The sequence below is a fragment of the uncultured Oscillibacter sp. genome (genome assembly GCF_910584465.1).
Lineage (GTDB): Bacteria > Bacillota > Clostridia > Oscillospirales > Oscillospiraceae > Oscillibacter.
Genome location: NZ_CAJUBK010000004.1, coordinates 44,100 through 59,726, shown reverse-complemented (window position 1 = coordinate 59,726; position 15,627 = coordinate 44,100). Strand labels below are relative to the sequence as shown.

The following is a 15,627-nucleotide window of genomic DNA, read 5'->3' as shown; positions in this document are numbered from 1 at the left end:
GTCCTGAAAACTTGCGCAGCCTGTCGAAAAGACGTTTTCGACAGGCTGCGCGCCCCGTGCTTTGCACGGGGCGCGCCTGCTGTCTGACGCTCAGTCGGAAGAGCGTACCTGGCCCGCGATGGGATAGTCCTCCAGCACGTCCATCATCGTGGAGAGATCCTGGGAGGCCAGGTGGGTGTACCGGGCCCAGCGGGCGCGGCACTGGTCCCGGGCCTCCGCCAGCAGGGACTCCGCCACATCGGGGAAGGTCCTCTGGAGCGAGTTGAACCGGACCTCGCCCATGAAGAACTCCCGGAGGTCGTACTTGGGGTCCGTGAAGTCCAGGACGAAGGGGTTCTTGCCCTCCAGGCGGCGCTTGGGATCGTAGCGGTAGAGGACCCAGTAGCCGCTCTTGACGGCCATCTTGGCCTCCTCCTGGGCCCAGGCCATGCCCTTGACGATGCCGTGGTTGATGCAGGGGGCATAGGCCACGATGAGGGACGGCCCGTCGTGGGCCTCCGCCTCCCGGAGGGCCCTGATGTACTGGGCGGGGTCCGCCCCCAGGGCGACCGACGCCACGTAGACGTCCTGGTACTGGGTGGCCAGCATCCCCAGGTCCTTCTTCTCCGTCCGCTTGCCCGCGGCGGCGAACTGGGCCACCGCGCCGAAGGGCGTGGCCTTGGAGGACTGCCCGCCGGTGTTGGAATAGACCTCGGTGTCGACGACCAGGATGTTCACGTCCTCCCCGGAGGCCAGCACGTGGTCCAGCCCGCCGTAGCCGATGTCATAGGCCCAGCCGTCGCCGCCGTACATCCACATGCTCTTCTTGACCAGCTGGTCCTTGGCCCGGCGGACCGCCTCGATCTTCTCCCCGGTCTCGGGGGAGGCGTCCAGCGCGGCCAGCACCGCGTCGCTCAGCGCGAGGGTCCGCTCCTTGTCCTCGAAGCCCTCCAGCCAGGCGGCGAGGGCGGTCCGCAGGGCCTCGTCCTCCGTCTCGTCCATAAGCTCCCGCACCTCCTGCCGGAGGCGGAGCCGCTGCTGGCGGACGCTGAGGACCATGCCCAGGGAATACTCGGCGTTGTTCTCGAACAGGGAGTTGGACAGGGCCGGGCCCCTCCCGTTGGGCTTGGTGGTGTAGGGGTAGCTGGGCACGCTGAACCCCCACGCCTGGGTGCAGCCCGTGGCGTTGGCGACCACCATGCGCTCGCCGAAGAGCTGGGTCAAAAGCTTCATGTAAGGCGTCTCGCCGCAGCCCGCGCAGGCCCCGGAGAACTCCAGCAGGGGCTGCTCGTACTGACTGCCCTTGACGGTGAACTTGCTCATGGGGTTTTCCTTGGGGGAGAGGGAGAGGCTGTAGTCCCAGCGCGGCTGCTCCGGCATCTGGCTCTCGATGGGCCGCATGACGATGGCCTTCTCCTTGGCGATGCAGGCGGCGGCGCAGGTGCCGCAGCCGGTGCAGTCCAGGGGATCGACCTGGATGCGGTAGCGCAGGCCGGCGAAGCCCTTGCCCTTGGCCTCACGGGTCACGTAGCCCTCCGGGGCGTTTTGGACCTCCGCCTCATCTAGCAGGAAGGGCCGGATGGCGGCGTGGGGGCACATGAGGGAGCAGAGGTTGCAGCCGATGCAGTTCTCCGGCAGCCAGCACGCCACATGGGCGGCGAAGCCCCGCTTCTCGTATTTGGAGGTGGCCAGGGGGACGCTGCCGTCCGCCGCGTCCTTGAAGGCGCTGACGGGGAGGCGGTCGCCCTTCTGGGCGTTCACCGCCCGCATCACCGTGCGGACGTACCAGGGGGAGGCGGTGTCCTCCTCCTCCGGCTCGTCGGCAAGGCCCGCCCAGGCGGCGGGGACCGGGATCTCGCGGAGGCCCGTCAGCCCCGCGTCCACGGCGGCGCAGTTCATGCGGACCACCTCCTCGCCCTTGCGGCCGTAGGTCTTTTGGATGGCGGCCTTCATGTAGTCCACGGCCTGGTCCACGGGCAGGACCCCGCTGAGCTTGAAGAAGGCGGCCTGGAGGACGCTGTTGGTCCGGTTCCCCAGGCCGATGGCCTCGGCGGCGGCGCCCGCGTCGATGACGTAGAACTTCGCCTCCCGCTCCGCCAGGAGGCGCTTGACCTTGTTGGGGAGATGGGCCTCCAGGTCCGCGCCGGACCAGCTGCAGTTGAGGAGGAAGGTGCCGCCCTCCTTCAGCTCGTCCACGATGTCGTATTTGGAGAGGTAGCTCTGGTTGTGGCAGGCGATGAAGTCCGCCATGGTGACATAGTAGGTGGAGAGGATCGGCGTATGCCCAAAGCGGAGGTGGCTCTTCGTCACACCGCCGGATTTCTTGGTGTCGTACTCGAAGTACGCCTGGACATACTGGTCCGTGTTGTCGCCGATGATCTTGATGGAGTTCTTGTTGGCCCCCACGGTGCCGTCGGAGCCCAGGCCCCAGAACTTGCAGCTGATGGTCCGCTCGTCGGCCGTGACCACGTTCTCCCCCACGGGCAGGGAGTGGAAGGTCACGTCGTCGGTGATGCCCACGGTGAAGTGGTCCTTCTGCTCCCCGGCCATGTTGTCGTAGACGGCGATCATCTGGGCGGGGGTGGTGTCCTTGCTGGACAGGCCGTAGCGTCCGCCCAGGACCCGGACCTGGCGGCTGCCGTGCTGGAGGACGGAGCAGACGTCCTTATAGAGGGGCTCGCCGCCCGCGCCGGGCTCCTTGGTCCGGTCCAGGACGGTCAGCAGCCGGCAGCTCTCCGGCAGGGCGGCGAGGAAGTGCTCCGCGCTGAAGGGACGGTACAGCCGGACCTGGAGGAAGCCGGTCTTCCGCCCCCGGGCGTTTAAGTAGCGGACCACCTCCTGGAGGCAGCCGGAGACGCTGCCCATGGCGACGGTGACCTGCTCCGCCTCCGGGTCGCCATAGTAGTTGAAGAGGCGGTAGTCCCGGCCGGTCAGGGCGGACATCTGGGCCATGTACCCTTCCACGATGCCGGGGACGGCGTCATGATAGGGGTTCGCCGCCTCCCGGAGCTGGAAGGCCGTGTCCGGGTTGATGACGGTGGAGCGCATGAGGGGATGCTCGCTGTTCAGGGCGTTCGCCCGGAAGCGGGCCAGGGCCTCCTGGTCCAGCATGGGGGCCAGGTCGCCGTAGTCCAGCACGTCGATCTTCTGGATCTCATGGGAGGTGCGGAAGCCGTCGAAGAAGTGCATGAAGGGGACCCGGGAGCGGATGGCGGACAGGTGGGCCACGGCGGCCAGGTCCATGCACTCCTGGACGCAGGAGGAGGCCAGCTGGGCGAAGCCCGTCTGCCGGCAGGCCATGACGTCGGAGTGGTCGCCGAAGATGGAGAAGGCGCTGGTGCCCACGGTCCGGGCGGCGACGTGGATGACGCCGGGCAGGAGCTGCCCCGAGATGCGGTACAGCGGCGGCACCATCAGCATGAGGCCCTGGGAGGCGGTGTAGCTGGTGGTGAGGGCCCCGGCCTCCAGGGAGCCGTGCATGGCCCCGCAGGCCCCGGCCTCGCTCTGCATCTCCATCAGCCGCACCGGCTGGCCGAAAAGGTTGCGCATCCCGTTGGCGGCCCAGGTGTCCACGTGCTCCGCCATGGGGCTGGAGGGGGTGATGGGGTAGATGGTGGCGACCTCCGTGAAGGCATAGCTGGCGTAGGCGGCGGCTTCGTTGCCGTCCATGGTCTTGCGTTTCATAACTGCTCCCCTTTCTTCGATCTTGCCGGACCTCCGGGCGTTGGCGCCCTTGCGTTCATATGTCTATTATGACACGCAGACATCATACTGTCAAGGGAGGACTTTTACATCCGTTTCCAGGCGCAGGCCGGCTGCGGCCCGCCGGACCGGCCGGCCTGCATTGGGCCTTGCATCCTCCGCCGCGGATGGTATAATGGGGATACCTATTTTCAAGAGAAGGAGGACGGGAGGGAGCCGCCTCGTCCGGGTCGGCCCCCTCCCTGCACGGAGATATGACCGCAGACCTGCATACCCACAGCACCGCCTCCGACGGGCAGTACACGCCCGCGGAGCTGGCGGGGCTGGCGAAGGACCGGGGGATCGAGCTGCTGGCCCTGACGGACCATGACACCGTGGACGGACTGGAGGAGGCCGTCCGGGCCGGGGAGGCGCTGGGGCTCCGGGTCCTGCGGGGCATCGAGCTGGGGGCGGAGGAGCACAGCCACCTCCATATCCTGGGCTACGGGTTCGACCCCGCGGGGCTGGCCCCCCTCTGCCGGAAGCTCAAGGCGGGCCGGGACGAGCGGAAGTACCGCATCCTGGACTTCCTGGCGGGGAGGGGCTGTCCCCTGACGCTGGAGGAGGTGGAGGCCATCGCCGGGGGGAGCATCATCGCCCGGCCCCACTTCGCCCAGGCGATGGTCCGGCGGGGGTATGCGGCCAGCAACCGGGAGGCGTTCGACCGCTATCTGGACACAGAGGTGTTCCGGCGGGAGGTGAAGCGCTTCAAGGCGGACGCCCGGACCTGCGTGGAGACCATCCGGGCGGCGGGGGGCAGGGCCTCCCTGGCCCATCCCTACCAGATCGGGCTGGAGGACGAGGCGCTGGAGGCGCTGGTGCGGACGCTGGCGGGATACGGCCTGGACGCCATCGAGTGCTACTATCCCAAGCACACGCCGGAGCAGGAGGCGTTCTATCTGCGCCTGGCGGAGAAGTACCGGCTCCATGTCACCGGCGGCAGCGACTTCCACGGCGAGCGGGTGAAGCCGGAGATCCGGCTGGCCGCCCTGCCCCTGGAGACGGATTGGCTGCCGGGAGCGGCCGGGGCGCGCCCCGGCGCCGGGGGAGGCGCGTGAGGGGACGCCTGCCGGGCTTTACAGATTTTGTCTTGAAATCCGGCGCATTCTCTGCTATACTTAACCGATTATTGGAGCCGCCCTTGGCAGGGCTTCGGCAGAGGTGGGAACGTGTATTTAAAAGCGCTGGAGATCCAAGGATTCAAATCCTTCCCTGATAAGACCCTTTTGAACTTCGGAGAGGATATCACCGCCATCGTGGGGCCCAACGGCTCGGGGAAATCGAACATCTCCGACGCCATCCGCTGGGTCATGGGCGAGCAGAGCGCCAAGGGCCTCCGGGGCGCCAAGATGGAGGACGTCATCTTCGGCGGCACGGAACAGCGGAACCAGGTGGGCTTCGCCCAGGTGACGCTGGTGCTGGACAACACGGAGCGCATCTTCCCCTCCATGGAGGAGGCGGAGGTGGCCGTCACCCGCCGGTATTACCGCAGCGGAGAGAGCGAATACTACATCAACCGCCAGTCCGTCCGGCTCAAGGACGTGACGGAGCTGTTTTTGGACACGGGCCTCGGCCGGGAGGGCTACTCCATCATCGGCCAGGGCAAGATCGACGAGATCTTGTCCACCCGGAGCAGCGAGCGCCGGGAGATCTTCGAGGAGGCCGCCGGCATCTCCCGCTTCCGCCACCGGAAGGAGGAGGCCGAGCGGAAGCTGGAGCGGACGGAGGAGAACCTGGTCCGCATCAACGACAAGATCTCGGAGCTGGAGCTCCAGGTGGGGCCCCTGCGGGACCAGGCGGAGAAGGCGAAGAAGTACCTCGTCCTCCGGGACGAGCTGCGGGTGCTGGAGATCTCCGTATGGCTGGAGGACCTGGACGCGCTGAAGGTCGGCGCCCGGAAGCTGGAGATGGATCTCCGCGCCGCCGAGAAGGAGCGGGACGAGGCCCGCACCGCCCTGGACGCCCTCTATGCCGAGGGGGAGCGCTTCGGCGAGGAGATGCGGCAAAAGGACATGGAGGCGGAGCAGGTCCGGGCCCAGGCCGCGGAGCTGGAGGCCCAGACCAAGGATCAGTCCGCCGCCATCGCGGTGCTGGAGAGCGGCATCGCCTATAACCAGGAGAACATCGGCCGGGCCCAGGCGGAGCTGGTGGAGTCGGACAGCCGGGCCGGGGGCCTGGCGGCGCAGTCCGCCGCCGAGAAGGAGCGGGCCGAGGGGCTCTCCCGGCAGTCGGAGGCGCTGGAAGCCGCCTTGGACGCGCTTTTGGAGGAGGCCCGTGCCGCCGCCGCCCAGGCGGGGGGCCAGCAGTCCGAGGCGGAGGCCCTCCGGGGCCGGGAGGCCATGGCGGTCGCCGCCGCGGCCGACGCCCGGGCCGCCGCCGCCGCCATCCGCGCGGAGAGCGGACAGATGGAAGAGCGGCGGACCGCCGTGGAGACGGAGCGTTCCGCCGCCATGGAGCGGCTGGAGCAGGCCCGGGAGGACGCCAAGGCCAATCGCCGCCGCCTGGAGGACGCGCGGGAGGACGCCCAGTCCGCCGCCAACATCATCGCGGGCCACAGCCTGCGGATGGCGGAGCGGGAGAAGAAAGCCGCCGCCGCCTCGGACCGGCGGATGAAGCTGACCATGGACGCCGGGGCCCTGGAAGACCGCATCCGGCTGCTGACGGAGATGGAGAAGGATTACGAGGGCTTTTCCAAGGCGGTCAAGCTGGTGTGCCAAAACCGTCTGCGGGGGGTCCACGGCCCGGTGGCCGGGCTGATGAAGACGGAACAGCGGTACACCGTCGCCATCGAGATCGCCCTGGGGGCGGGCCTGCAGAACATCGTGGTGGACCGGGAAGAGGACGCGAAGGCCGCGATCGGCTATCTGAAGCAGCGGGACGGGGGCCGGGCCACGTTCCTGCCCCTCTCCGCGATCCGGGGGGAGGAGCTGCGCCCGAACGGCGTGGAGCGGGAACCCGGCTTCGTGGGCATCGCCTCCCGGCTGGTGAGCTTCGACCCGAGGTATCAGGGCATCTTCCAGAACCTCCTGGGCCGGACGGTCATCGTGGAGGATCTGGACTGCGGCATCGGCCTGGCCCGGAAGTACCGGAGCGCCTTCCGCATCGTCACCCTGGACGGACAGGTCATCAACCGGGGCGGCTCCATGACCGGCGGCTCCATTTCCCGGAACGCCGGCGTGCTGAGCCGGGCGGCGGAGCTGGAGAAGCTCCATGGCCGGGCCGGGGAGCTGCGGGAGCAGCTGGAGAAGGCCAAGCGGGAAGAGGAGGCGGTCCAGCGGGACCTCTCTGCCGCCCGTTACGAGCTGGAGACCGCCGAGGGCCAGCTCCGCCAGGCGGAGGACGAGGTCCTGCGGCTGGAGGGGACGAAGGACCACTTCGACCTCCTGCTGAGCTCGCTGGACCGGGAGCTGGAGGATCTGGACGGTGAGCTGGAGGGCCTGACCGGCCACCTGGCGGACAACGCCCGGCGCGGGGGGCAGGCCGAGGAGGCCGTCGCCGAACAGGAGGCCCTGGCGGCGCAGTATCGGGCCCAGGCCGCGGAGGCCATGTCCGGCCAGTCGGAGCTGCTGTCCCGGTCCAATGCGCTGAGCGAGGAGGTCACCGCCAAGAAGGAGGAGCTGGCCAGCCTCACCGCCGAGCGGGACGCCTCCCTCCGCCGCGCGGGGGACCTGCGCCGCCTGGCGGCGGAGCTGACGGGGGGCCGCGGGCAGAAGGAGGAGGCCCTCCAGACCTATCAGGACGCGATCCGGAAGGCCCAGGACGAGATCGCCCAGCGGCGGGAGTCCATGAGCAGGCTGGACCGGGGGCGGCGGGAGTGCCAGGCCCGGCTGTCCGTCCTGAACGAGGAGAAGCTGGCCCTGGAGGCCCAGCGCACCGCCCAGAACAAGGCCAGCCAGGAGATGAACGAGGACCTGCTGGGCCTGGAGCGTTCCGCCTCCCGGCTGGAGCAGAAGCTGGCCACCTCCGCTATGGAGGAGAAGCAGATCATCGACCGCCTCTGGGAGCACTACGAGCTGAGCCACAGCGACGCCCAGCAGCAGCGCATCGAGCTGGAGAGCGTCCCCAAGGCCGCCCGGCGGATCGGAGAGCTGAAGAAGGGCATCTCCGCCCTGGGCGCGCCGAACATCGGCGCCATCGAGGAGTATGAACGGGTGAACGGCCGGTATACTTATCTGACGGGACAGCGGGACGACGTGGAGAAGGCCAAGGGGGAGCTGACGGACATCATCGGCGGCATCACCGGGGAGATGACCCGGATCTTCGCCGAGCAGTTCCGGCTTTTGAACGAGAGCTTCCAGGCCACCTTCCTGGAGATGTTCGGCGGGGGACAGGCCCAGCTGGAGCTGGAGGACGAGGGCGACATCCTGAACTGCGGCATCGAGATCAAGGCCCAGCCGCCGGGGAAGACCCTCAAGACCATCTCCCTGCTGTCCGGCGGCGAGAAGGCCTTCGTGGCCATCGCGTTGTACTTCTCCATCCTGAAGGTCCATCCCACCCCCTTCTGCGTCATGGACGAGATCGAGGCGGCGCTGGACGACGTGAACGTCACCCGCTACGCCCGGTATATGCGCCAGCTGGCGGGGAAGACCCAGTTCATCGTCATCACCCACCGCCGGGGCACCATGGAGGAGGCCGACGTGCTCTACGGCGTGACCATGCAGGAAAAGGGCGTTTCTAAGATCCTGACCATCAACCTGAACGACATGGCAAAGGAGCTGGACATCCAGTAAGGAGGTGCGCCATGACGCTGCGGCAGAAAGAGCTTGTGAGCACCGCGGGCCTTATCGCGGGGCTGCTGCTGATGCTGATCGGCGGCGGATTCATATGGATCTTGCTGCTGGGCATGGCGATGGTTTTTGGCGCGGCGGTCTTGTGGAAGCGGTGGTGGCGCTGTCCAAGCTGCGGCCGGTTTCTGGGCAGGACCAAAGGGCAGTACTGCCCCCACTGTGGGAAGGAGATCGACTACGAGGCCCGGGAAAGGGATCACTGATGATTTAGGAGGAGCGCCATGACACTGCGTCAAAAGGAGTACCTCGCCATCGGACTTGCCCTAGGGGGCGCGGTCCTGGGCCTGTTAGGGGCTAAGGGGAGCACGGGCTGGACGCCGGTGACGGTGCTGGCGATGGCGATCGTGCTGACAGGCCTAGCCCTGCGTCTAAAGTGGCACCGCTGTCCCCACTGCGGCCAATATTTAGGACGCCATTGGCCGCGATCCTGCCCTGATTGCAGAAGTCATATCGAATACGACGAGAAAAAATAACAAGGAGAACCCCCACCCACCAGGTCAGCGGCAGCGAGGAGGGCCGGACAGGCGATCCCCCAACCTCCAACCCCCCGCTAAAACTGAGCCGCGGGCAGAAGATATCCCCATCTCAGTCGGCACTACCTGCGCGCGCGTCCCCTTCTTTTTCTCTTTTGGACCGTGCACGGCCCGTTTTCTCTTTTTCTTCAGGGAAGGAAAAGAGAAAATGGGGGGTGCAAAGAACCAGCCATCTTCATGGCTGAGACCTCAAGGAGGACCTATGGGTTTCTTTGACAAGCTGAAAAAGATCACCACCAACATCTTCTCCACCTACACCGAGGCGGACGAGGCCTTCTTCGAGGAGCTGGAGGAGACCCTGATCCTCTCCGACTTCGGCATGGAGACCGCCGTGGAGACCGTGGGGAAGCTCCGGGAGAAGGTCCGGAAGGAGAAGCTCCGGAGCCAGGAGGAGGTCCGCTCCGCCCTGCGGGAGATCATCGTGGACGCGCTGGACGTGGGCACCACGGAGGTGGACGTCTCCACCTCTCCCTGCGTGTTCCTCTTCATCGGGGTCAACGGGGTGGGGAAGACCACCTCCATCGGCAAGATGGCGGACCTCTTCCGCTACGGCGGGAAGAAGTGCCTCCTCTGCGCGGCGGACACCTTCCGGGCGGCGGCGGCGGACCAGCTGGAGATCTGGGCCGGGCGGGCCAAGGCGGAGCTGGTCCGCCAGCATGAGGGCGCGGACCCCGGCGCGGTGCTCTTCGACGCGCTCCAGGCCGCCAAGGCCCGGGGCGTGGACGTGGTGCTCTGCGACACGGCGGGGCGGCTGCACAACAAGCAGAACCTCATGGCGGAGCTGAGCAAGCTCTCGAAGATCATCGACCGGGAGTGCCCCGGCGCGGCCCGGGAGACCCTGCTGGTGCTGGACGCCACCACGGGGCAGAACGGATTGATCCAGGCCAAGACCTTCAAGGAGGCGGCGGGGCTGACGGGCATCATCCTCACCAAGCTGGACGGCACCGCCAAGGGGGGCATCGCCGTGGCGATCGCCCGGGAGCTGGGCGTGCCCGTGAAGTTCGCGGGAGTCGGCGAGGGCATCGGCGATCTGCGGCCCTTCGACGCCGAGGAGTACGCGCAGGCCATCATCTGAGACGGAGGATGGGGAGGTATCCCAATGGAGAAAGGTATCCTGAGCGTTAAGATCATGATCGTAGGCGCGGTGCTGTTCCTTTACGGATGCGAGGTCCGCGAGTGGGACAGCGCGGTCCCCCTGCTCACGATCGCCGCGGGCCTGGTCCTGCTGCTGGCCGGTCTGGTGATGGGGGGCCGGGACAAGAAGGGAGAGCGGACGGAGCTATGACCAGAGAAGACGGCCGGGCCTTCGATGAGCTGCGGCCTGTGAAGATCGAAACAGGGTTCGTCAAATTCGCCGAGGGCAGCTGCCTGATCCGGTGCGGGGACACCATGGTCCTGTGCTGCGCCAGCGTGGAGGAGAAGACGCCGCCCCACGTCCCTTACGGGGAGGGCTGGGTCACTGCCGAGTACTCCATGCTCCCCCGGGCCAACCGGGAGCGGAGCCGGCGGGACGTTGTCAAGCTGAAGCTCAGCCCCCGGAGCGCGGAGATCCAGCGCCTGGTGGGCCGGTCCCTCCGCGCCGCGGTGGACAGGAAGGCGCTGGGGGAGCGGACGATCACCGTCGACTGCGACGTGCTCCAGGGGGACGGCGGCACCCGGACCGCCTCGGTCACCGGCGGCTTCGTGGCCCTGGCCCTGGCCTGCCGGAGGCTGGTGGAGCGCGGCGATCTGGCCGCGAGCCCCATCCGGCACTGTGTCACCGGCGTCTCCGCCGGGATCGTGGAGGACACGCCGCTGCTGGACCTCCGCTACAGCGAGGACAGCCGGGCCCAGGTGGATCTGAACTGTGTGATGAACGAGCTGGGGGAGCTGATCGAGCTCCAGGGCACCGGCGAGGGCCGGGCCTTCACCCCCGCGGAGCAGCAGGAGCTGGTCCGCTTGTGCGCCAAGGGCTGCAAGGAGCTGCTGGCGGCGCAGGAAGAAGCGTTGGGAGGGACGTTTTGATGAGTGAGAAGTTCGTGCTGGCGACCCACAATCCGGGGAAGCTGGCGGAGATGGAGGCGATCTTGTCCAAGCTGGGCGTGGAGGTCGTCAGCCCCGCCGAGGCGGGGGTGGAGGTGGATGTGGAGGAGACCGGGTCCACCTTCGCCGAGAACGCCATGCTGAAGGCCAAGGCCGTCTGCGCCGCGGCGGGCCTGCCCGCCATCGCGGACGATTCCGGCCTCTGCGTGGACGCGCTGAACGGCGGCCCCGGCGTCTACTCCGCCCGTTACGGCGGCGAGGGGCTGGACGACCGGAAGCGGTGCCTGCTGCTCCTGCGCTCCATGCGGGGCCAGGGGACGCGGGCGGCGCATTTCTCCTGCGCCGTGGCCTGCGCCTTCCCCAACGGGGACACCCTGACGGCGGAGGGACGCTGCGACGGGGCCATCGCCTTCGCCCCCCTGGGGGACGGCGGCTTTGGCTACGACCCGGTGTTTTTGATCCCGGAGAAGGGCAAGACCTTCGGCCAGCTGGGGGCAGAGGAGAAGAGCAAGATCTCCCACCGGGGCAGGGCCCTGGCGGCCTTCGCGGAGGCGCTGGGAACTTATCTCGGGAAATAAACGTCTGAAGGGGAAAACGGCTTATGTTCGAATACGATGAGGATAACGGCGCCTATTTGGCCGTGTCGAATGGGATCGAGTTCGTCTGCGAGGAGCCCTCAGAGGAGCTGGAGGCGGTGGCGGGAAGGCTGGCGGAGCGCTACGAGGGCCGGCTGGCCGATCTGGCGGAGTTCATTTTGGAGGAGATGGAGACCGGCGGGCTGGACTTCGGCCCCCTCACCGTCCCAGAGCTCATCGCCGCCCTGGGCAGGCCCCAGATCGACCTGGACACAAGCGTGATACATTATATGGAACAGACTCTGGACGGCCATATTTTTGACGTTGAGTTTAACGGCGACCTGGAGGAGTTCCTGACCTTCGCCCTCGACGGCTGAGGACAAAAAAGAAAGGCGGCGCGAACGCGCCGGAGGAGCGTATGGACTTGACAAGCAAACAGCGGGCCCAGCTGCGGGGCCTGGCGAACCGCATCGACACCATCCTCCAGATCGGCAAGGACGGCATCGGGGAGAACCTGATCAAGCAGGCCGACGACGCGCTGGAGGCCCGGGAGCTCATCAAGGGCCGGGTGCTGGACAACAACTTGGACTACGACGCCCGCCTGGCGGCGGAGGCGCTGGCCAAGGCCACCCGCAGCGAGGTGGTCCAGGTCATCGGGACCAAGTTCGTCCTCTACCGGGAGAGCCATTCCAAGCCTAGGGAGGCGCGCATCCCCCTGGTGCGGGAGCGGGGAAAGAGGACCTGATATCGATCCGTTTGCAAGGAGGCTTCTGATTTGAAGATCGGCGTATACGGCGGGGCCTTCAACCCGCCGCACTTGGGACATATTACCGCCGCCCGCGCGGTATCCGAGCTTTTGAAGCTGGACAAACTGCTGATGATCCCCACCGGGCGCCCGCCCCACAAGCAGCTGCCCCCCGGCACGCCCGCGCCGGAGCAGCGGCTGGAGATGGTCCGCCTGGCGGCGGAGCAGACCGGCCTGGGGGACCGGGCCGAGGTCTCGGACATCGAGCTCAGGCGGGAGGGGGCCAGCTACACCGCCGACACCCTGGAGCGGCTGAAGGAGCGGTATCCGGAGGATGAGCTGTGGCTGCTGATGGGCGCGGACATGTTCCTGACCATCCATACCTGGCACGACCCGGGGCGCATCCTCTCCCTGGCGGGCGTGGCCGCCTTCGGGCGGACGGAGGAGGACACGGAGGAGCTGTTCTCCGTCCAGCGAAGCGCCCTCTACCGGACCTTCCCCCAGGCGCGCATCTTCACCCTGACCATCCCCGGCGTGGTGGACGTGTCCTCCACGGAGCTGCGGGAGCGGCTGGCCCGGGGAGAGGGGGGCGGACTGCTGGCCCCGGCGGTATATGGCTACATCCTGCGAAAGGGCCTGTACGGGACGGCGGCGGACCTGAAGGGGCTGTCCCTGGCGCAGCTCCGGCCCGCGGCGCTGAGCTGTTTGGACTACCGGCGCATCCCCCATGTCCTGGGCACCGAGCAGGAGGCCATCCACCTGGCGGAGCGCTGGGGGGGCGACGTGGAGAAGGCCCGGCGGGCCGCGCTGCTCCACGACTGCACGAAGAAGCTGGGGCTGGAGGATCAGCTGGCCCTGGCGGAGCGGTACGGCGTGGGACTGGACGATCTGGAGCGGCGGGCCTTGAAGCTGCTCCACGCCAAGACCGGCGCCGCCGTCGCCGCCGCCGTCTTCGGCACGGACGGGGAGGTGACCGGCGCCATCCGCTGGCACACCACCGGCCGGGCGGATATGACGCTGCTGGAGAAGATCGTCTACCTGGCGGATTACATCGAACCCACCCGGGACTTCCCCGGCGTGGAGGAGCTGCGGCGGGCCTGTTACGAGGACCTGGACGCGGGGCTGCTGCTGGGACTGGAGATGACCATCCGGGAGATGGAGGAGCGGGGCGCTCCCATCCACACCAAGACCCTGGAGGCCAGGGACGCGCTGAAAGGACAGAGATGAGATCATGAGCAATGTTGGAAAGCGGCTGGCGGGCGGTCCGGCGCCGAGGCCCCCCAGGAGGGGGCGGCTGACCCGGCAGCACATCGTTTTGATCGTCATCATCGTGATATTGGCGGTCGCACTGCTGGCTACTTTGGCCTTCCGGAGCCTGTTCGTCCGGCCGGAGCTGCCCGCTCGGAACGACCCCAAGGACATGGTGGACGCCGACGGCGACGGCCGGCCGGACGATCCCAACGCCATCGACTATGGCGAGGGCATCCGCCCCCGGGGCAGCGACGGCGAGCGGAAGAGCAAGGACTATTGGACGGTCCTGATCCTGGGCCGGGACACCGGCGGCGGCGGCAACACGGACACCATACTGCTGGCCAGCTATGACGTGACCGGCCAGAAGGCCACGATCATGTCCATCCCCCGGGACACCATGGTGAACATCCCCTATGATATCAAAAAGATCAACGCCGTCTACAACTACTACGGACAGGGCGAAAAAGGCATCCAGCACCTCTACAAGGAGATCGCCCAGCTGGTGGGCTTCGAACCGGACTTCCAGGTCGTGGTGGAATGGGACGCCGTGGGGGAGATCGTGGACGCCATCGGAGGCGTGTGGTTCGACGTGCCTCTGGATATGAACTACGAGGACCCCTATCAGGACCTGAGCATCCACCAGGCCAAGGGCTACCGCCTCCTTTCCGGGGACGACGCCATGCAGGTCCTCCGCTACCGGTACGACAACGATAAAAAACATGGCTATGCCGAGGGCGACGTGGGCCGTATCAAGACCCAGCAAGCCTTTTTAAAGGCCATGGCGGAGCAGGTGCTCCAGCCGAAGAACATGACGAAGGCAGGGCCCCTCATCGAGGCGTTCAACAACAATGTGGAGACGGATCTGAGCTTCCAGAACATCCTCTGGTTCGGCAAATCGGCGGTCATGGGAGGCCTGAAAATAGAAGACGTCAACTTCGTTACCATGCCCCACACCACGAAAAACGCCTACAGCCGCTCCGTCGAGCGGGACACCCATGGGCGGCAGAGGGAAGTGAACTATGTGCTCCCCAAGCCCAAGGCGCTCCTGGACCTGGTGAACGACGAGCTCAGCCCCTTCACCGAGGTCTTCACCCTGAAGGACCTGGACATCATGTCCGTCAACGCGGACGGGAGCCTCAGCTCCTCCACGGGCTATGTGGAGGATAAGCCGTCGGCCCTCCCGCCCCCCAGCCCGGAGCCGGAGGAGGAGGACGGGACCGCCGAGGACCCGGAGGGCGGGACCGCCGCCGAGCCCGATCCGGAGGACGGGGGCCCCATCGTCGTGGAGCCGGGAGACGGGGGAGGCGGCGCAGGGACCGGGACGGCGGACCCCGGATGGACGACCATCCCCGGAGATCCCGGGACGGGGACGGCCGTCCCCGGCGATCCCGGCTCGGGGACGGCTGCCCCGCCCTCTCAGGGCGACGTCCTGCCGGGCGGCGGCGCCGATCCCGGCACGCCGGAGCCCGTCCCGGAGACGCCCCCGGCCCCGTCGGAGCCTGTCCCCGCGGAGCCCCAGCCTCCTTCCGACCCCGGCTTCGCCTTGATCGGGCCGGATCCCGCCGCGTGAGGCGTGAGGAGACCATCCACATATCATCAGGAAAGAGAGGAACGCATATGACACCGAAAGAGCTGGCCATCATCGCCGCCAAGGCCCTGGACGAGAAGAAGGGCAAGGAGATCAGCGCCATCGAGATCGCGGAGATCACCACCCTGGCGGACTATTTCGTCATCGCCACCGGCTCCTCCAATACCCAGATCAACGCGCTGTGCGACGCGGTGGAGAAGGCGCTGAAGGAGCAGGCGGGCGAAGCCCCCCTCCACCGGGAGGGCCACCGGGACGGCACCTGGGTGCTGCTGGACTACGGCTGTCTGGCGGTCCATGTGTTCTCCCCGGAGGCGCGGGAGTTCTACGACCTGGAACGCCTGTGGTCCGACGGGAAGCCCATGGACCTCAGCGGCGTGCTGACGGAGGACCGGGCCGCTTTTTGATG

General features: G+C 67.5%; 13 protein-coding genes. 12 read left to right on the top strand and 1 reads right to left on the bottom strand.

Features of this window, described 5'->3' with window-relative positions; translation table 11 throughout:
• Positions 1-90: 90 nt before the first annotated feature.
• A complete protein-coding gene (gene nifJ, locus QZ332_RS02540) occupies positions 91-3,663 on the bottom strand; it encodes a pyruvate:ferredoxin (flavodoxin) oxidoreductase (RefSeq protein WP_295761914.1) in 3,573 nt (1,190 codons plus the stop codon).
• 272 nt (positions 3,664-3,935) lie between these two features.
• Here nifJ and QZ332_RS02535 point away from each other — a divergent pair, with 272 nt between their 5' ends.
• The 12 genes from QZ332_RS02535 to rsfS all read left to right on the top strand — a co-directional run bounded on the left by QZ332_RS02535 (position 3,936) and on the right by rsfS (position 15,625).
• Positions 3,936-4,778, top strand: a complete 843-nt coding sequence (locus tag QZ332_RS02535) for a PHP domain-containing protein (RefSeq protein ID WP_295761912.1) — start codon at positions 3,936-3,938, stop codon at positions 4,776-4,778.
• Positions 4,779-4,889: 111 nt separating this feature from the next.
• Positions 4,890-8,450, top strand: a complete 3,561-nt coding sequence (smc, locus tag QZ332_RS02530) for a chromosome segregation protein SMC (protein ID WP_295761910.1) — start codon at positions 4,890-4,892, stop codon at positions 8,448-8,450.
• Between the two features lie 11 nt (positions 8,451-8,461).
• Positions 8,462-8,710, top strand: a complete 249-nt coding sequence (locus QZ332_RS02525; protein WP_295761908.1) for a hypothetical protein — start codon at positions 8,462-8,464, stop codon at positions 8,708-8,710.
• A 532-nt stretch (positions 8,711-9,242) separates the two neighbouring features.
• Positions 9,243-10,115, top strand: coding sequence for a signal recognition particle-docking protein FtsY (ftsY, locus tag QZ332_RS02520; RefSeq protein WP_295761906.1), 873 nt, complete (start codon positions 9,243-9,245; stop codon positions 10,113-10,115).
• 24 nt (positions 10,116-10,139) lie between these two features.
• Positions 10,140-10,325, top strand: coding sequence for a hypothetical protein (locus QZ332_RS02515; protein WP_295761904.1), 186 nt, complete (start codon positions 10,140-10,142; stop codon positions 10,323-10,325).
• On the top strand, positions 10,322-11,044 hold the full coding sequence (rph, locus tag QZ332_RS02510) for a ribonuclease PH (RefSeq protein ID WP_295761903.1): 723 nt from the start codon (positions 10,322-10,324) through the stop codon (positions 11,042-11,044). The genes QZ332_RS02515 and rph overlap by 4 nt, the downstream gene beginning before the upstream one ends.
• The gene (locus QZ332_RS02505) at positions 11,044-11,640 is read left to right on the top strand and encodes an XTP/dITP diphosphatase (protein WP_295761901.1); all 597 of its coding nucleotides are present in this window, start codon (positions 11,044-11,046) and stop codon (positions 11,638-11,640) included. Before rph ends, QZ332_RS02505 begins: the two co-directional genes overlap by 1 nt.
• A 23-nt stretch (positions 11,641-11,663) precedes the next feature.
• A complete protein-coding gene (locus QZ332_RS02500) occupies positions 11,664-12,014 on the top strand; it encodes a hypothetical protein (RefSeq protein ID WP_295761899.1) in 351 nt (116 codons plus the stop codon).
• A 41-nt stretch (positions 12,015-12,055) separates the two neighbouring features.
• Positions 12,056-12,382 (top strand): ribosome assembly RNA-binding protein YhbY, encoded by a 327-nt coding sequence (gene yhbY / locus QZ332_RS02495; protein ID WP_295761897.1) that lies wholly within the window; start codon positions 12,056-12,058, stop codon positions 12,380-12,382.
• Positions 12,383-12,412: 30 nt separating this feature from the next.
• Positions 12,413-13,609: a nicotinate (nicotinamide) nucleotide adenylyltransferase gene (nadD, locus tag QZ332_RS02490; protein ID WP_295761895.1), complete on the top strand. Its 1,197-nt coding sequence runs from the start codon at positions 12,413-12,415 to the stop codon at positions 13,607-13,609.
• Between the two features lie 4 nt (positions 13,610-13,613).
• Positions 13,614-15,203, top strand: a complete 1,590-nt coding sequence (locus QZ332_RS02485) for an LCP family protein (protein WP_295761893.1) — start codon at positions 13,614-13,616, stop codon at positions 15,201-15,203.
• A 47-nt stretch (positions 15,204-15,250) separates the two neighbouring features.
• On the top strand, positions 15,251-15,625 hold the full coding sequence (gene rsfS / locus QZ332_RS02480) for a ribosome silencing factor (RefSeq protein ID WP_295761891.1): 375 nt from the start codon (positions 15,251-15,253) through the stop codon (positions 15,623-15,625).
• Positions 15,626-15,627: the final 2 nt, after the last annotated feature.

Excerpts from the sequence above, each read along its gene's own strand:
- rph (WP_295761903.1), top strand. The coding sequence starts at position 10,322 with ATGACCAGAGAAGACGGCCGGGCCTTCGATGAGCTGCGGCCTGTGAAG.
- nifJ (WP_295761914.1), bottom strand. The coding sequence starts at position 3,663 with ATGAAACGCAAGACCATGGACGGCAACGAAGCCGCCGCCTACGCCAGC.
- QZ332_RS02485 (WP_295761893.1), top strand. The coding sequence starts at position 13,614 with ATGAGCAATGTTGGAAAGCGGCTGGCGGGCGGTCCGGCGCCGAGGCCC.
- yhbY (WP_295761897.1), top strand. The coding sequence starts at position 12,056 with ATGGACTTGACAAGCAAACAGCGGGCCCAGCTGCGGGGCCTGGCGAAC.
- QZ332_RS02500 (WP_295761899.1), top strand. The coding sequence starts at position 11,664 with ATGTTCGAATACGATGAGGATAACGGCGCCTATTTGGCCGTGTCGAAT.
- QZ332_RS02505 (WP_295761901.1), top strand. The coding sequence starts at position 11,044 with ATGAGTGAGAAGTTCGTGCTGGCGACCCACAATCCGGGGAAGCTGGCG.
- rsfS (WP_295761891.1), top strand. The coding sequence starts at position 15,251 with ATGACACCGAAAGAGCTGGCCATCATCGCCGCCAAGGCCCTGGACGAG.
- QZ332_RS02525 (WP_295761908.1), top strand. The coding sequence starts at position 8,462 with ATGACGCTGCGGCAGAAAGAGCTTGTGAGCACCGCGGGCCTTATCGCG.
- QZ332_RS02515 (WP_295761904.1), top strand. The coding sequence starts at position 10,140 with ATGGAGAAAGGTATCCTGAGCGTTAAGATCATGATCGTAGGCGCGGTG.
- ftsY (WP_295761906.1), top strand. The coding sequence starts at position 9,243 with ATGGGTTTCTTTGACAAGCTGAAAAAGATCACCACCAACATCTTCTCC.
- QZ332_RS02535 (WP_295761912.1), top strand. The coding sequence starts at position 3,936 with ATGACCGCAGACCTGCATACCCACAGCACCGCCTCCGACGGGCAGTAC.